At 67.6% G+C, this 15,908-nt stretch carries 14 protein-coding genes; 7 read left to right on the top strand and 7 right to left on the bottom strand.

Features of this window, described 5'->3' with window-relative positions; all coding sequences use genetic code 11:
• Window positions 1–17: 17 nt before the first annotated feature.
• Together lpdA and ABD883_RS06790 are read right to left on the bottom strand one after the other, a co-directional pair.
• Window positions 18–1,409 carry a dihydrolipoyl dehydrogenase gene (gene lpdA / locus ABD883_RS06785; RefSeq protein ID WP_345030956.1) on the bottom strand — a complete coding sequence of 464 codons (1,392 nt, stop codon included), beginning with the start codon at window positions 1,407–1,409 and terminating at the stop codon, window positions 18–20.
• 194 nt (window positions 1,410–1,603) lie between these two features.
• Window positions 1,604–3,118, bottom strand: a complete 1,515-nt coding sequence (locus ABD883_RS06790) for a leucyl aminopeptidase (RefSeq protein ID WP_345030958.1) — start codon at window positions 3,116–3,118, stop codon at window positions 1,604–1,606.
• Window positions 3,119–3,239: 121 nt separating this feature from the next.
• Here ABD883_RS06790 and ABD883_RS06795 point away from each other — a divergent pair, with 121 nt between their 5' ends.
• Window positions 3,240–4,328 (top strand): quinone-dependent dihydroorotate dehydrogenase, encoded by a 1,089-nt coding sequence (locus tag ABD883_RS06795; protein ID WP_137319640.1) that lies wholly within the window; start codon window positions 3,240–3,242, stop codon window positions 4,326–4,328.
• Here the strand turns inward: ABD883_RS06795 and ABD883_RS06800 are convergent.
• Window positions 4,303–4,962, bottom strand: a complete 660-nt coding sequence (locus tag ABD883_RS06800; protein WP_247619071.1) for a DUF3043 domain-containing protein — start codon at window positions 4,960–4,962, stop codon at window positions 4,303–4,305. The genes ABD883_RS06795 and ABD883_RS06800 overlap by 26 nt on opposite strands.
• 21 nt (window positions 4,963–4,983) lie before the next feature.
• On the opposite strand from ABD883_RS06800, the gene ABD883_RS06805 reads away from it, so the two are divergent.
• The 6 genes from ABD883_RS06805 (at window position 4,984) to ABD883_RS06830 (ending at window position 10,663) form a co-directional block, all read left to right on the top strand.
• Window positions 4,984–6,387 carry a dipeptidase gene (locus ABD883_RS06805; RefSeq protein ID WP_247619072.1) on the top strand — a complete coding sequence of 468 codons (1,404 nt, stop codon included), beginning with the start codon at window positions 4,984–4,986 and terminating at the stop codon, window positions 6,385–6,387.
• 67 nt (window positions 6,388–6,454) lie between these two features.
• Entirely contained in the window at window positions 6,455–6,805 is a 351-nt protein-coding gene (locus tag ABD883_RS06810) for a HesB/IscA family protein (protein WP_175406957.1), read from the top strand.
• Window positions 6,806–6,866: 61 nt separating this feature from the next.
• On the top strand, window positions 6,867–7,499 hold the full coding sequence (gene aat, locus ABD883_RS06815) for a leucyl/phenylalanyl-tRNA--protein transferase (RefSeq protein ID WP_217494856.1): 633 nt from the start codon (window positions 6,867–6,869) through the stop codon (window positions 7,497–7,499).
• Window positions 7,500–7,665: 166 nt separating this feature from the next.
• Entirely contained in the window at window positions 7,666–8,562 is an 897-nt protein-coding gene (gene ctaC, locus ABD883_RS06820; RefSeq protein WP_425548420.1) for an aa3-type cytochrome oxidase subunit II, read from the top strand.
• Window positions 8,559–10,265 (top strand): aa3-type cytochrome oxidase subunit I, encoded by a 1,707-nt coding sequence (gene ctaD / locus ABD883_RS06825; protein ID WP_137319645.1) that lies wholly within the window; start codon window positions 8,559–8,561, stop codon window positions 10,263–10,265. The genes ctaC and ctaD overlap by 4 nt, the downstream gene beginning before the upstream one ends.
• Window positions 10,262–10,663: a cytochrome c oxidase subunit 4 gene (locus ABD883_RS06830; RefSeq protein ID WP_137319646.1), complete on the top strand. Its 402-nt coding sequence runs from the start codon at window positions 10,262–10,264 to the stop codon at window positions 10,661–10,663. Before ctaD ends, ABD883_RS06830 begins: the two co-directional genes overlap by 4 nt.
• A 974-nt stretch (window positions 10,664–11,637) precedes the next feature.
• On the opposite strand, the gene qcrB is transcribed toward ABD883_RS06830, so the two are convergent.
• Genes qcrB through ctaE form a run of 4 tightly spaced genes read right to left on the bottom strand, consistent with a single transcriptional unit; the run spans window position 11,638 to window position 15,864 of the window.
• The gene (qcrB, locus tag ABD883_RS06835) at window positions 11,638–13,281 is read right to left on the bottom strand and encodes a cytochrome bc1 complex cytochrome b subunit (protein WP_137319647.1); all 1,644 of its coding nucleotides are present in this window, start codon (window positions 13,279–13,281) and stop codon (window positions 11,638–11,640) included.
• Complete coding sequence (gene qcrA, locus ABD883_RS06840) at window positions 13,278–14,327, bottom strand: cytochrome bc1 complex Rieske iron-sulfur subunit (RefSeq protein ID WP_137319648.1); 1,050 nt, start codon at window positions 14,325–14,327, stop codon at window positions 13,278–13,280. Before qcrA ends, qcrB begins: the two co-directional genes overlap by 4 nt.
• 43 nt (window positions 14,328–14,370) lie before the next feature.
• Window positions 14,371–15,156, bottom strand: coding sequence for a cytochrome bc1 complex diheme cytochrome c subunit (qcrC, locus tag ABD883_RS06845; protein WP_137319649.1), 786 nt, complete (start codon window positions 15,154–15,156; stop codon window positions 14,371–14,373).
• A gap of 51 nt (window positions 15,157–15,207) precedes the next feature.
• The gene (gene ctaE, locus ABD883_RS06850; protein WP_486303684.1) at window positions 15,208–15,864 is read right to left on the bottom strand and encodes an aa3-type cytochrome oxidase subunit III; all 657 of its coding nucleotides are present in this window, start codon (window positions 15,862–15,864) and stop codon (window positions 15,208–15,210) included.
• Window positions 15,865–15,908 lie beyond the last annotated feature (44 nt).

Here is a 15,908-nt window from a genome sequence, read left to right on the forward strand (position 1 = left end):
GTGTGTCTCCCTCGGGATCAGTTGTGGAAGTGGAGAGGCTTGCCGGCGAGCGCCAGGTGCGCTTCGCCGATCGCCTCGTTCTGCGTGGGGTGCGCGTGGATGAGCTGGGCGACCTCTTCGGGGAACGCCTCCCAGTTGACGATGAGCTGCGCCTCGCCGGCCTGCTCGCTCAGGCGCGCGCCGATGCCGTGGATGCCGAGCACCGGGCCATCCTTCTCGCGCACGACCTTGATGAACCCGTTGGTCTTGAGGATCGCCGACTTGGCGTTGCCACCGAGCGGGTACTCGACCTTCTCGATGCTGTCCTCGCCGTACTCCTCGGCGGCCTTCTTCTCGGTCAGGCCGACGGAGAAGATCTCCGGCTCGCTGTAGGTCACCCGCGGGATCCCGGACTCGATGATCGGGGCCGGGGACAGCCCGGCGATCTCCTCGGCGACGAAGATGCCCTGCGCGAAAGAGCGGTGGGCCAGCTGCAGCCCGGGCACGATGTCGCCCACGGCGTAGATGTTCCCGACCCCGGTGCGCTGGCGCTCATCGACGATGACGAATCCGCGATCGAGCGTGATGCCCTGGTCCTCGAAACCGAATCCCTCGGTCACCGGACCGCGGCCGACGGCGACGAGGAGCACCTGGGCGTCGATGACGGAGCCGTCCTCGAGCTTCACGTGGACCCCGGAGTCGTCCTGCTCGACGCTGTCGAACTTCACGCCCACCTGGAAACCGATCTTGCGCTTCTTGAACGCCTTCTCCAGGGCCTTGGAGATCGACTCGTCCTCGTTCGCGACGAGGTGGGGCAGGCCTTCGACGATGGTCACCTGCGAGCCGAACGAGGCCCAGACGCTGGCGAACTCGACGCCGATCACGCCGCCGCCGAGCACGACGGCCGATTCCGGCACCTCGTCGTACGTCAGCGCCTGCTCGCTCGTCATCACGCGATCACGGATGTCGATGCCGATGGTCTTCGAGGTCGACCCGGTGGCGAGCACCATGTGGGTGCCGGTGACCTCCATGGTCCCCTCGTCGTTGGTGACCTCGACGGTGTCCTCGGAGACGAGCTTGCCCTCGCCGGCGATGTAGTCGATGCCGCGGGCCTTGATGAGGCCCTGCAGGCCCTTGTAGTTCCGGTCGATGATGCCCTGCTTGAAGTCGAGGACCTTGGGCATGTCGATACCCTGGAACTCGACCTCGATGCCGAAGCCGCCGGCCTCGCGCGCGGAGTCGGCGACCTCGGCCGCGTGGAGGAGGGCCTTCGTGGGGACGCAGCCCCGGTGCAGGCACGTGCCGCCGACCTTGTCGCGCTCGATGAGCGCGACCTTCATGTCGAGTTGGGCGGCGCGCAGGGCGGCGGCGTATCCTCCGGTGCCACCGCCGAGGACGACGAGATCGTACGTGTTGTCCGGATCGCTCACGGATCGCTCCTCGCAGTACTGAAGGGGTGTGCCGAGGGTGACGGCACGTTTCCAATCATCTTTCCACTAATCGACGGAAATGTCGTGATGAGAGGTGCCGGAATTGCTGTAAGCCGCCTCACGCCCGAAGCCCGGAGGCCCGCCCGCCAGAGGGCGAGCCGGACTCGGGTGCACGCGCGGGGCCGGGCCGGTGCTCAGCGTCCGGAGAGCTGCGCGGCGACCTCGATGAGGGTGCGGACCGGGACCCCGGTGCCGCCTGCCGGGGTGTAGCCCCACGGGGATTCCGTGTTGTAAGACGGTCCGGCGATGTCGAGGTGCGCCCACTGCACACCGGGGGCGACGAACTCCGCGAGGAAGATGCCGGCGGCGAGCATGCCGCCGTGGCGCTTGCCGGAGTTCTTGAGATCGGCGACCGTGGAATCGAACTGGCGGCGGATCTCCTCGGGGAAGGGCATCGGCCACATCTGCTCCCCGGTCGCGCCGGCGGCGAGCACCACCCGGTTGCGCGCGCCGTTGGTGCCCATGACGCCGGACACCCGGGTGCCGAGAGCGACGATCTGCGCGCCGGTGAGCGTGGCGATGTCGATGACGAGGTCGGGATCCTCCTCCTGGGCGGCGACGAGTGCATCGGCGAGGACGAGGCGCCCCTCGGCGTCGGTGTTCGTCACCTCCACGGTCTTCCCGCCGTAGATCCGGATCACGTCACTGGGGCGCTGGGCCTCACCGCTGGGCATGTTCTCGGCGAGCGCGAGCCAGGCGGTGGCGCGCACCGGCAGGCCGAGGTCCGCGATCGCGAACAGCGCCTGGGCCGCGGCCGCGGCACCGGCCATGTCGGACTTCATGTCCTCCATCGAGGCCGCCGGCTTGAGCGACAGCCCGCCGGAGTCGAAGGTGATGCCTTTGCCGACGAGAGCCAGATGACGGGCGGCCTTGCGGGGGCTGTACTCGAGCTTGACGAGGCGGGGGCCGCGCGGCGAGCCCTGGCCCACGCCGGTGAGCCCGCCGTAGCCCTGCGCGGCGAGCTGCGCGGGGTCGAGCACGGTGACCTTGACCTTGCGTCCCTTCGCCTGCGCGGCGACGGTGTCCGCGAAGGTCTCCGGATAGAGGTCGAGCGGGGGCTGGTTGACGAGATCGCGGGCCCGGTTCGTCGCGGCGACCACCGGAGCGGCCCGGGTTACGCCGTGCGAGCCGTCCTTGTCGGTCGTGAGCACGGAGATCGCCGTCGGGCGGCGCTTGGCCTCCGGAGTGCTGCGGTACTCGGTGTACTGGTAGGCGCCGAGCCCGGCACCGGTGGCGATCGCCTCGGCGGCGGAAGCGGTGTCCGCGGGCAGGGCGAGGGCGACGGACTCGCCCTTCGACAGCGCCCGCACCGCGGTGCCGGCCGCCCGGCGGAGGACTTCATGCGCCTCGTCGGCGCCTGCCTCGCCGACGATGTCGAGCTCATCGAACTCACCGAGGCCGACGAGCAGCACGGAGCGGGCGGCGACGCCCTTGGGGGCCGGGATGCGCGCGTGCGAGTCGACCGCGCCGGAGAAGCCGACCGCGGCGGCCGCCGCGCCGAGCTCCGACTGCGCACCCTTGGGCAGATCGATGCCGGCCGGGAGGGCGGCGGTGCCGTCCTGGGACCGCATGCCGAGGACGAGCACGTCCGCCCGGGCCTTCGCCGGGGCGGTGCCGTCAGCGGTGATGTCGATCGTGGGGGAGGTCATGGATGTCCTTTCGTCGGGGCTGCTGTCCTGCTCACTGATCGTAGTCCGTCGTCCTGGCATCGCGGTGAGCGCCGGGGCGCGAGGCGCGCCGGGCCCGGTCGCCCGCCGTTAGGATGGAGGCGTGTACCGATTGATACTGCGCACCGTGTTCGTGCCGATGGACGCCGAGCGCGCTCATCGGATCAGCTTCGGCGGCCTGCGGGCGCTCGACCGGGTCCCCGGTGTGCGCGCCGCACTCGGCGCCCTGTTCAGCGCCGGCACCGGCGATCCCGCCGAGGTGCTGGGCCTGCCCTTCCCCAATCGGGTCGGGCTGGCGGCCGGGTTCGACAAGAACGCCGCCGGCGTCCGTGCGCTCGCACTGCTGGGCTTCGGGCACATCGAGGTCGGGACGATCACCGCGCACAGCCAGCCGGGTAACGCGCGACCCCGTCTGTTCCGGCTCCTCGACCACGACGCGATCCTCAATCGGATGGGTTTCAACAACGACGGTGCGCGCGCCGCGTCCTTCAACCTCCGCACCGCCCGCACCCGGGTCGCGCGGATGCCCCTGGGAAGGCAGCCGATCATCGGCGTCAACCTCGGCAAGACCAAGGTCGTCGACGCCGTGCGGGCGGCCGAGGACTACCGCGAGTCCGCGCGCATCCTCGCCCCGTTCGCGGACTACCTGGTCATCAATGTGAGCTCGCCGAACACACCGGGGCTGCGCGACCTCCAGTCCACCGCCGCCCTCGAGCCGATCATCCGTGCCGTCCAGGAGGCCGCCGCGTCCGCCGTGCCGGCGCCCCGTTCGCGCCTGGGCCACGTGCCGCTGCTCGTCAAGATCGCTCCCGATCTCGCCGACGCCGATGTCATCGCGGTGGCCGAGCTCGCCCTGCGCACCGGGGTGGACGGGCTCATCACGACGAACACGACGATCGACCGGACGGTGCTCGACGGGTCGGACCGGAGATTCGCCCTCGCCGAGGCCGGCGGGATCTCGGGCCGGCCGCTCGCCGGCAGGGCCTTCGACGTGCTCCGTCTCGTCAAGGCGCACGTCGGCGACCGGCTCGCGGTGATCTCCGTGGGCGGGGTGTCCGACGCCCGCGATGTGCGGGCGCGGCTCGCCGCCGGCGCCGACCTCGTGCAGGTGTACTCGGGGATGATCTACGGCGGGCCGTTCTGGCCCGGCCGCCTGCTGCGCGCGATCAGGCGGGGAACTCGCCGCGCTTGACCTGCGGCTTCGGGATGCGCAGCGGGCGCATCTGGATCGAGCGCATGACGAGGTAGAACGTCAGGCCCTTCTCGAGCCGGTCGCGGCCGCCGAACTTGTCGGCCATCCGGGCCTTGACGCGGTAGTTGAGGACCACGCTGTCGAGGATGACGAGCGCGAGGATGCCGTAGACGATGATGTTCGCGATGACTTGGAAGTCCGGGCCGCCGAACATGCCGACGACGAGCACGATGAGCGCGAGCGGGATGAAGAACTCGCTGATCGACCAGCGCGCGTCGACGAAATCGCGGACGTAGCGGCGCTGCGGTCCGCGGTCACGCGCGGTGAGGTACTTCTCGTCCCCCTGCATGACGCCGATCCGCGCCTGGTCGCGCTGCTTGCGCATCTCGTCGCGGGCGCGCCGGTTGGCCACCTTGCGGTCCTGCGGCACGAGCGGCTGCTTGCGGGCGGCCTGCTGCGCGCTCCGCTTGGGGGTCGGACGGTTCTTCTTCGCCTCTGCCGGATTCACCGCCGCGGGTGCCTCGGGGTGCCCGGGTGCAGGCGAGCCGGCCCCGCCGTCGGGCGTCGTCGCAGGGTCGGCGGCGGAGGAGCCGCTCGCACTCGGGGTCTCGGGGTTCTTGTTCCGTCCAAACACGCATTCAATAGTATCGGACGCATGACCGATTCGAATCCAGCATCCACCGCACCCCTCACCGCCGCCGCCCTCCGCACCGAGCTCGAGGCGATCATGCCCCGCGTGCTCGACTCGCTCGGCTCGCTCGTCGCGATCCCGTCGATCGCCTGGCCGACGCTGGACCCCGCTCCGGTTCGCGCCAGTGCCGAGGCGGTGGCCGATCTCGCGCGGGCCGCCGGGTTCGACCGCGTCGACATCCTCACCGCGCATACCCCCGACGGCACCCCGGGCTACCCTGCGGTCGTCGCCTCGATCCCGGCGCCCCCCGGTCGGCCCACGGTCGTGCTCTACGCCCACCACGACGTCCAGCCCACCGGTGACGAATCGCTGTGGGACACCCCGCCATTCACCGCGACCCGGGTGGGGGACCGGCTGTTCGGCCGGGGCGCCGCCGACGACAAGGCCGGGATCATGGTCCACCTCACCGCGCTCGAACTCCTGGGCGAGCGGCTCGGGGTGGGCGTGACGCTGTTCGTCGAGGGCGAGGAGGAGGCCGGCTCGCCGAGCTTCCGGGATTTCCTCGAGCGCTACCGGGAACGGCTCACCGGGGACGTCATCGTCGTCGCCGACTCCGGAAACTGGGCGGCCGGCGTCCCCGCGCTGACCTCGAGCCTGCGGGGGATGGCCGCACTCGAGTTCACCGTGCGCACCCTGGATCACGCCGTCCACTCCGGGATGTACGGCGGCCTCGTGCCGGATGCGATGCTCGCCATGACCCGGCTGCTCGCCACGCTCCACGACGACGCCGGAGCGGTCGCAGTGCCCGGCCTCGTGCGGCGGGAGACCGCCGACGTCGAGTATGAGGAGGGGGAGCTGCGCCGCGATTCGGGGGTGCTGCCGGACACTGCGCTCATCGGCTCCGGCTCGCTGGCCTCCCGCCTGTGGGCGCAGCCGTCGATCACCGTGATCGGTCTCGACAACCCGCACGTCGACGACTCCTCGAACACCCTGCAGGCCTCGCTCCGGGCCAAGCTCTCGATCCGGCTCGCGCCGGGCGACTCGCCGGAATCGGCACTCGCCGCGGTCAAGCAGCACCTGGCCGAGGCGGTCCCGTTCGGCGCGCAGATCGAGTTCGGCCCCGAGGAGAGCGGCAGCCCGTGGCAGGCCGATGCGGACGACCCGGTCACCGCGCTCGCCCAGCAGGCGCTCAGCGATGGCTTCGGTGTCGAGTGCGTGCGCATGGGGCTCGGGGGCTCGATCCCCTTCATCGCCGATCTCACCGCGGTGTTCCCGGCGGCCTCGATCCTCGTCACCGGGGTGGAGGATCCCGACGCCCGGGCGCACAGCGCGAACGAATCGCTCTATCTGCCCGACTTCGCCTCCGCGATCGTGTCCGAGGCGCTGCTGCTCGACCGCCTCGCACACGGCGCGGAGTCGGCGGAATAATGCACCCGGGACGGGCGTTCGTTCATGTAGCCTGTGTCCGAACCACATGTCTGCGAAGGAGTCCCCGATGACAGTCACGAACGAAGCCCCGGTGCACGAGATCGATCTCTCCACCGCGGCCGCGGACAAGGTCCGCAGCCTCCTCCAGCAGGAGGGCCGGGACGATCTCCGGCTCCGGGTGGCGGTGCAGCCGGGCGGCTGCTCGGGCCTGATCTACCAGCTCTACTTCGACGAGCGGTTCCTCGACGGCGATGCCGTGCGGAACTTCGGCGGCGTCGAAGTCATCGTCGACCGGATGAGCGTGCCGTATCTCAACGGCTCGACCATCGACTTCTCGGACACCATCGAGAAGCAGGGCTTCACGATCGACAACCCGAATGCGGGCGGTTCGTGCGCCTGCGGTGACTCCTTCCACTGAGGCCGCGGCGGCGGATCTCGATCCGCACCGCGAACCGCCTCCGCCGGAGTCCGGAGACGACATGGACCTGGGTGATCTGCGCGCCGTCGGCGAGCTGCGCAGCATCACCCAGGTCCTCTCTGCGTATCGAGCCGGACTGTTCCCCATGGGGCTGGGGGAGGGCGGCTCCGGGCCGATCGGCTGGTGGGCACCGCGCCGCCGTGGCGTGCTGCGGCCCGGTGAGCTGCACGTCTCCACCAGCCTGCGGCGGTCCATGCGAAGGTTCTCCGTGACGGTCGACACGGATTTCGCCGCGGTCGTACGGGCGTGCGCCGACCCGGCCCGGCCCGGGGCCTGGATCACCGAGGAGTTCATCGAGCTCTACCTCGTGCTCCACCGGGCGGGGTATGCGCATTCGGTCGAGGTCCGGGCCGACGAAGAGCTCGTCGGCGGCCTCTACGGGGTCGCACTCGGGGGAGTGTTCGCCGGGGAATCGATGTTCCACACCCGCACCGACGCCTCGAAGGCGGCACTCGCGCACCTCGTCGGGATCCTCGACGGCGCAGACGATCCCGCCCCCTGGCTCATCGACACGCAATGGCGGACTCCGCACCTCGCGCGCCTCGGCGTGTCGGAGATCAGCGCCTTCGAGTACCTGTCCGCCCTGCGAAGCGCGCTCGAGCGGAATCATTCGCAGGCTTTTCTCACCGATTGAGCAGTTGAGTGTGATTTTCTACCGTGCGTAGCGGTAAGGTATGTGGAGACAGAATCAGAATTCGGTGATCCGCCCCGCCGGCGGCGGCCAGCACGGCGCGCAGGAGTGCGCGCGGGCGGGCCCACCAGGGCGGACGGTCATCGACGGAAGTTGTGAAAGGCTGCACGTGGATTCTCCGAATCAGCCAGTGCGCGGCAAGCGACGGATCTGGCCCAGACGGCTCGTGGCCGTCGGCGCAGTTGCCATGACAGCCCTCCTCGCCGGGTGCTCCCGCGAGGTCTGGGAGGTCGGGTTCTTCCCGGTGGAGTCCAAGGGAGCGACCTCCCACACGGACGCCTACACCGCGCTGTGGAACGGCGGCTGGATCGCCGCCCTGCTCGTCGGCCTCGTCACCTGGGGACTCATCCTCTGGTGCGTCATCGCCTTCCGGCGCAAGAAGTCGGACCGGGGCCTGCCAGTGCAGCTGGCCTACAACATGCCGATCGAGATCCTCTACACGGTCATCCCGATCATCCTCGTCGTGGGCTTCTTCTTCCACAACGTCAGCGCCCTCGAGAAGACCATCGACGACGAGACGCCGGGAGAGCAGGTCATCGAGGTCGTCGGCAAGCAGTGGGCCTGGGACTTCAACTATGTGACCGAGGACGTCCACTACGCCGGCGTCCAGGTCAACCTCGACGGCACCGAGCAGCCGGGCTACGACGCACCGACGCTCTACCTGCCGGCCGACACCGACATCGAACTCGTCATGCGCTCGCGCGACGTCATCCACTCCTTCTGGGTCCCCGCCTTCCTCGAGAAGCGCGACATGATCCCGGGACGCGAGTCGTCGATCCACCTTCGTCCCCTCAAGGAGGGCACCTACGTGGGCAAGTGCGCCGAGCTCTGCGGTGAGTTCCACGCAGAGATGCTCTTCAACGTCGAGGTCGTTCCGGAGAACGAGTTCATCGAATACACGGACAGCCTGCGCGAGCAGGGCAACACCGGCATCCTCGGCCCGGATTACGACCGCACCGAGTGGTACCAGAATCCCTATGAGCAGGAAGAGGGGGCTGAACAATGACAGCCGTCGCTGAGAACCGGTCCACGACCGCGGTGACCCGGGATCCGCTCCCCAGGAGCAAGGGTCGGATCGTCGTCGACTGGATCACCTCCACCGACCACAAGACCATCGGGTACATGTACCTGATCGCCTCCTTCATCTTCTTCTGCATCGGCGGCGTCATGGCGCTGCTCATCCGGCTCGAGCTGTTCGAGCCCGGGATGCAGATCATCGAGACGAAGGAGCAGTACAACCAGCTGTTCACCATGCACGGCACGATCATGCTGCTGATGTTCGCGACCCCGCTGTTCTCCGGGTTCGCCAATGTCATCATGCCGCTGCAGATCGGCGCGCCGGACGTCGCGTTCCCGCGTCTCAACGCCTTCGCGTTCTGGCTCTTCCTGTTCGGCAGCCTCATCGCGCTCGCCGGCTTCCTCACCCCGCAGGGTTCTGCCTCGTTCGGCTGGACCGCCTACGCCCCGCTGTCGAACACGACCTTCACTCCGGGGGTCGGCGGACACCTGTGGGTCATGGGCCTGGCGTTCCAGGGCTTCGGCACGATCCTCGGCTCGGTGAACTTCATCACCACGATCATCACCATGCGTGCGCCGGGCATGACGATGTTCCGGATGCCGATCTTCACCTGGAACGTCCTCATCACCGGCATCCTCGTGATGATGGCCTTCCCGCCGCTGGCCGCCGCGCTGCTCGCGCTCGGTGCGGACCGCATCCTCGGTGCCCACGTGTTCAGCCCGGAGAACGGTGGGCCGATCCTCTGGCAGCACCTGTTCTGGTTCTTCGGCCACCCCGAGGTGTACGTCATCGCACTGCCGTTCTTCGGCATCGTGTCGGAGATCTTCCCGGCCTTCAGCCGCAAGCCGATCTTCGGATACAAGGGCCTCGTCTACGCGACGATCGCGATCGCCGCGCTGTCCGTCACCGTGTGGGCCCACCACATGTACGTCACCGGTGCGGTCCTCCTCCCGTTCTTCGCGTTCATGACGATGCTCATCGCGGTGCCGACGGGTGTGAAGATCTACAACTGGATCGGCACGATGTGGCGCGGTTCCCTGACCTTCGAGACTCCGATGCTCTGGTCCCTCGGGTTCCTCGTGTCGTTCGTGTTCGGCGGGCTGACCGGGGTCATCCTCGCCAGCCCGGTCCTCGATCAGCAGGTGTCCGATTCGTACTTCGTCGTCGCCCACTTCCACTACGTCATCTTCGGCACGGTCGTGTTCGCGATGTTCGCCGGGTTCTACTTCTGGTGGCCGAAGTGGACGGGGCGGATGCTCAACGAGTCGCTCGGCAAGATCCACTTCTGGCTGCTGTTCATCGGCTTCCACATGACGTTCCTCATCCAGCACTGGATGGGTGCCGATGGCATGCCGCGCCGGTACGCGGATTTCCTGCCGCAGGACGGCTGGACGTGGATGAACCAGATCTCCACCGTAGGTTCGCTGATCCTGGGTCTGTCGATGATCCCGTTCTTCTGGAACGTCTGGGTCACCGCCCGCAGGGCACCGAAGGTCACGGTGAACGACCCGTGGGGCTACGGCTCCTCCCTCGAGTGGGCGACCTCGTGCCCGCCGCCGCGCCACAACTTCACCTCGCTGCCCCGGATCCGCTCCGAGCGCCCTGCGTTCGACGCGAACCACCCGGAGCTGCTCGAGCTGGCCGGCTACGATCGTGACGCGTACGCAGTGGTGGAGAGGACGAAGAAGTGAAGACATCAGCCATCATCTTCAGCTCGGGCATCCTGTTCTTCCTCCCGATCGCCTTCATCTACGGGTTCCTCACCGACTTCCAGGAGCTCGTCGGATTCCCGGCGATCCTCCTCGTCGGGCTCATGTCCCTGATGATCGGCGGGTACCTCTTCCTCCACGACAGGAGCATCGGACGGATCGCCGCCGACGACCTCGACGGCGAGATCTCCGATGAAGCCTATGAGTACGGCTTCTACAGCCCGTGGAGCTGGTGGCCGATCACCGTCGCCACCGGTGCCGGGATCTGCTTCGTCGGCGTGGCCGTCGGATGGTGGATCGTTCCGTTCGGAGGACTCATCGCCCTGGTCGGACTCGTCGGACTCGTCTACGAATACGATCGCGGCAACCACGCGCACTGAGCGCAGGCGCATAGCGCAGGCACGCTGAGGCGGGGCCGGGACTCATGTCCCGGCCCCGCTTCTCTGCGTGTGCCTTCAGGCGACCCGGGGGCGCCTCCCGTGATTGCTTGTTCCGGGGGAATTGGAACCGAGCGAGTGCGTGATCCGCGGTAGGATACTCGATCCTCTGGGCGCACGGGCGACGAACTGCGGTGATCGGGCGTGCAGGAGAGTTCGACGGGTTCAGGCGAACACTGCTGCGGCCAGGAAGAAGGCCCAGGCGGTACACGTGCTCAGCGGTGAAGGGTGCGGCGAAGGTATCAGCACGACCAGCTGAAATCGGCGATCCTGCGACCGCCGGTGCCCCGTTCCCGAGGAGTACAGCTTCACTGCGCTCCAGGAAGCGATGGTGTCCAGCAACTCCCCGACGATCGGTTCGTTCCTCCGAGACCGCACTGCATCGGACTCCAACGGATGCTCGATCTGGCGTGGGGGCTACGCCACGACCACCGACTATCCGCAGCGGCGAACCTCATGAGGCCCGGATCGCTGCAGTCGCGGCGGCGCTGTCCGAGGCGGCGCCGAACCCCCCTGCTCTCGCTCAGAAACCCAGCACCGCGGCCGACTTCGATACGTGTCTGCAACAACGCAGACTGCTGTGGCGGTCGTGGACTCGTGGACTGCGCAGTCTGCGACTGCGGCAGCAGTTTCCGTTGCGATCTCTCTGGGGTGTGAGACGAGGGCGAACCAGCGCTGAACTCAGTGAGCCGGAGCCGGCGAGTGATGGGCTGCGATTGACGGTCGAGCGCGAAGGCCAGCCGTGACGTGCCGGACGCCTCGTCCGCTCGGACGGAGCCTCGGGGGAGGGGACTGGGGGCCTGCATGTGATCGGACGAGCAGTCCGGCGAGCAGCCGTTCGCAGGACCGGGTGAACGGCCGAGGGCCGGACTGTCGGTAACAGTCCGGCCCTCGGCCTCGTGCGAGCGGATCTCCGCTCAGTGTCCGCGCGGGAGCTCTCCACCGGAGTGCGATCCGGCGTCGACGCCGTGGTCACCATGATCGTGGTGAGCGGCATCGAGCTCGTCCTTGGTCACCGGGGCGACGCGATCCTCGTAGAAGAACTTCGAGATCGCTGCTCGGCGACGCTCCCACTTCGAGATCTTCCCATCGGGGTCCGGCTCGGCGGGGACGTACTCGGGGGACTCGAAGGAGCTCAGCGCCCACACCTCGTGATCGGTGTGCACCTTGTGGCGCTCCTGGTACTCGCCGTGGGGCAGGCGGATGATCTCGCCGCTCTCGTAGCCGTGCAGGATGATCTCGCGGTCCTTCCGCTGCAGTCCGAGGCAGATCCGCTTCGTCACGATGTACGCGATGATCGGGCCGGCGAAGAACAGGAAGCGGAAGATGTAGATCATGTCGTTGAGCGACATGTGGAAGAACACCGCCATGAGGTCACCGGAGGCAGCTGCCCACATCACGGCGTACCAGACGACCGCCGCCATGCCGAAGGCGGTGCGCGTGGGGTTGTTGCGCGGGCGGTCGAGGATGTGGTGCTCGCGGTGGTCCTTGGTGACCCACGCCTCGACGAACGGCCAGGCGGCCATCGCACCGAACAGCAGCGCGGCGATGAGCAGCGCGGAGAAGATGTTGAAGCTGATCGGCCATCCGAAGATGTAGAACTCGGTCCAGCCCGGGATGATGCGGAGGAAGCCGTCCATCCAGCCGATGTACCAGTCCGGCTGCGTGCCGGCGGAGACGGGGGAGGGATCGTACGGCCCGTAGTTCCACACCGGGTTGATGGTGAAGAAGCCGGAGATCAGCGCCAGCAGGCCGAAGATCATGAAGAAGAACCCGCCGCCCTTGGCCGCGAAGGTCGGGAGCACCGGCTCGCCGACGACGTTCTTCTCGGTGTGCCCGGCGCCCGGCCACTGCGTGTGCTTGTGGATGACGACGAACATCAGGTGGACGCCGATGGCAGCGATGAGCAGCGCCGGGACGATCATGATGTGGAGCGAGTAGAGGCGCGACACGATGTCGATGCCGGGGAACTCGCCGCCGAACAGGAAGAACGACACATAGGTGCCGACGAGCGGGATGCCCTTGAGCAGGCCGTCGATGATCCGCAGGCCGTTGCCGGAGAGCAGGTCGTCGGGCAGCGAGTAGCCGGTGAAGCCGGCACCCATGCCGAGCGCGATGAGAGCGATGCCGATGAGCCAGTTGATCTCGCGCGGGCGGCGGAACGCACCGGTGAAGAAGATGCGCAGCGCGTGGATGCTCACCGCGGCCATGAACAGCAGAGCCGCCCAGTGGTGCATCTGGCGGATGAACAGGCCGCCGCGGATCTCGAAGGAGATCGCCAGCGTCGAGGCGTAGGCCTCGGACATCTCGACGCCCTTGAGCGGGATGTACGGACCCTCGTAGTGGAGCTCGCCCATCGCCGGCTTGAACCAGAACGTGAGGAAGGTGCCCGTGAGGATGAGGATGATGAAGGTGTAGAGGGCCACCTCACCGAGCATGAAGGACCAGTGGGAAGGGAAGATCTTGCGACCGAACTCCTTCACCATCTTCGAGGCGCCTACGCGGCTCTCGGTGAACTGTGCCGCTTTTCCGACAGCGGTCGTCGCGGGTGCTGTGCTCATTGCTCGGAGGTCTCCCTGGTGTTGATCTCCCAGAACGTCGGGCCGACGGGATCCACGAAGTCGCGCTGGGCGACCAGGTAGCCCTCGTCATCGACGGCGATGGGAAGCTGCGGAAGCGGACGCTTGGCCGGGCCGAAGATGACCGCGCAGTGGTTGGTCACGTCGAAGGTCGACTGGTGGCACGGGCACAGGAGGTGGTGGGTCTGGTGCTCGTAGAGGGCGACCGGGCAGCCGACGTGGGTGCAGATCTTGGAGTAGGCGACGATGCCGTCGACACCCCAGTCCTCCTTCGCCGGATCCGTGTTGAGCTCCTGCGGATCGATCCGCATGAGGAGCACGGCGGCCTTGGCCTTCTCGTTGAGCGGGTGCTCGGACTCGTACATCTTCTCCGGGATCACGTGGAACGCGGAGCCGATGGTGACGTCCTCGGCACGGATGTAGCGGTCCTCGTGGGGCACCATGCCCGGGTCCTGGACGAGGCGCACGCCGGGACCCCAGAGGGTCTTGAAGAGCGAGTCGCCCGGGAGCGGACCGAGATCGCGGAACACGAGCAGCGCCGGCAGGGGAGCGATCGCGACGGCTGCGATGAGGGTGTTGCGCAGCAGCGGGCGACGGGCGATGCCCGACTCCTCCTTGGCCTGGTTGATGATCTCGAGCGCGATCGCCTGGTCCTCCTCGGACCCGGCGATGTCGTGACGGGACTCGACGACCTCGACGTCGGTGATGAGGGTCTTGGCCCACAGGACGATGCCGACTCCGATGGAGAACAGCGCGAGCGTCGCGCCGAGCCCGAGCATCGCGTTCTGCAGTCGGATCGACCCCATCGAGCCGTCCTCGATCGGGAAGAGGAAGTACGACACGATGAACCACAGGGTTCCGATCATCGAGAGGATGAACCATCCCGCGATCTGCCGTTCGGCCATGCGCTCAGCAGCGGGGCTGCTGTCGGTGACTCGGGGCTTGTGCTCGGGAATACCAGGATTGGTGAACCCGTTCACCTGCTCGAGCTGGCTGCCGTGCTCGGCAGTGTGCTGTTTCGAGGTCATTCGCTTCCTCGTCTTTTACTCGATACGGATGAGAACGTGGTGGTCACTTGGACCGCGCCGAGAGCCATACGGTGATGCCGATGACTGCAGCGAGACCGAAGAACCAGATGAACAGGCCCTCGGCGACCGGGCCGAGCGAGCCGAGCTTGGCTCCACCGGCGGACGGCTGCTCCGAGACCTCGCGGACGTAGGCGATGACGTCGCGCTTCTGCTCGGGGGTGAGGTTGGCATCGTTGAAGATCGGCATGTTCTGCGGACCGGTCTGCATGGCCTCGTAGAGGTGCTTCTCGGAGACCTCGGAGAGGTTCGGGGCATACTTGCCGCGGGTCAGGGCGCCGCCCGAGCCGACGACGTTGTGGCACATCGCGCAGTTGGTGCGGAAGAGTCCGCCGCCTGCGGCGGGGTCGCCCTGCGAGGCGTCGAGGTACTCGTCCTCCGGAACTGCCGGTCCGGGGCCGAGCGAGGCGACGTACGCCGACATCTGCGAGATCTGCTCCTCGCTGAACTGCGGAGTCTTGACCTGTGCCTGCGGGCCGCTCATCTGCAGCGGCATGCGGCCGGTACCGACCTGGAAGTCCACGGCTGCCGCGCCGACTCCGACGAGGCCGGGCCCGTTCTCGGTGCCCTCGGCGTTCATCCCGTGGCAGGTCGCGCAGTTGGTGACGAAGAGCTTCTCGCCCTCCTCCACGTCCTGAGCCGTGTACTCCTCGGCGGACGCGGTGCTGTTCGTGGTGAACACTGCGTAGGCGCCGCCGGTCATCAACAGACCGACGAGCAGCAGGACCACGAGGGCCATCGGGTGCCGGCGTCGTGCGGCTAGAAGCTTCACAGATTTGTCCTTTTCTTGCTGGAGTCTGGCAGGGCGGGTCTCAGACCGCGATCACTGGAGGATGTAGATCACGGCGAAGAGGCCGACCCACACGACGTCGACGAAGTGCCAGTAGTACGACACGCAGATCGCGAACACGGCTTCCCGGTGACCGAACCGCTTGGCGGCGTAGGTGCGGCCGATGACCAGCAGGAACGCGATCAGGCCGCCGAGCACGTGGAGGCCGTGGAACCCGGTGGTGAGGTAGAAGACCGAGCCGTAGGCGTTCGAGTTGATCGCAACGCCCTCGGAGACGAGGGTGGCGTACTCGTAGACCTGGCCGCCGATGAAGATCGAGCCGAGGAAGAAGGAGGCGTAGTACCACTCGACGAGGCCCCAGCGGCCGACGTTGAGCAGACCGCCGGTGCGGCGCGGCTGGAAGTGCTCGGCCTTGAACACGCCGAGCTGGCAGGTCACCGACGACAGCACCAGGATCGAGGTGTTGCCGAGCGCGAACCAGAACGCGAGCTTCTGCGTTTCCTCGGCCCACATTTCCGGGACGACCGAACGGATCGTGAAGTACATGGCGAAGAGCGCGGCGAAGAACATCAGCTCGCTCGACAGCCACACGATGAACCCTACGGTTGTCGTGTTCGGCCTGTTGACGACTGGATGAACCGGCGCTGTTTGAGATGCATTGGCAGTGGACACGCCCCCATTATTACCCAGTCCCAAGGATAAATTCACCTTTTGCTCAGGTTCGCCGGGGACAT

It is taken from the genome of Brevibacterium pityocampae (assembly GCF_039541555.1).
In the GTDB taxonomy this organism is placed as follows: domain Bacteria; phylum Actinomycetota; class Actinomycetes; order Actinomycetales; family Brevibacteriaceae; genus Brevibacterium; species Brevibacterium pityocampae.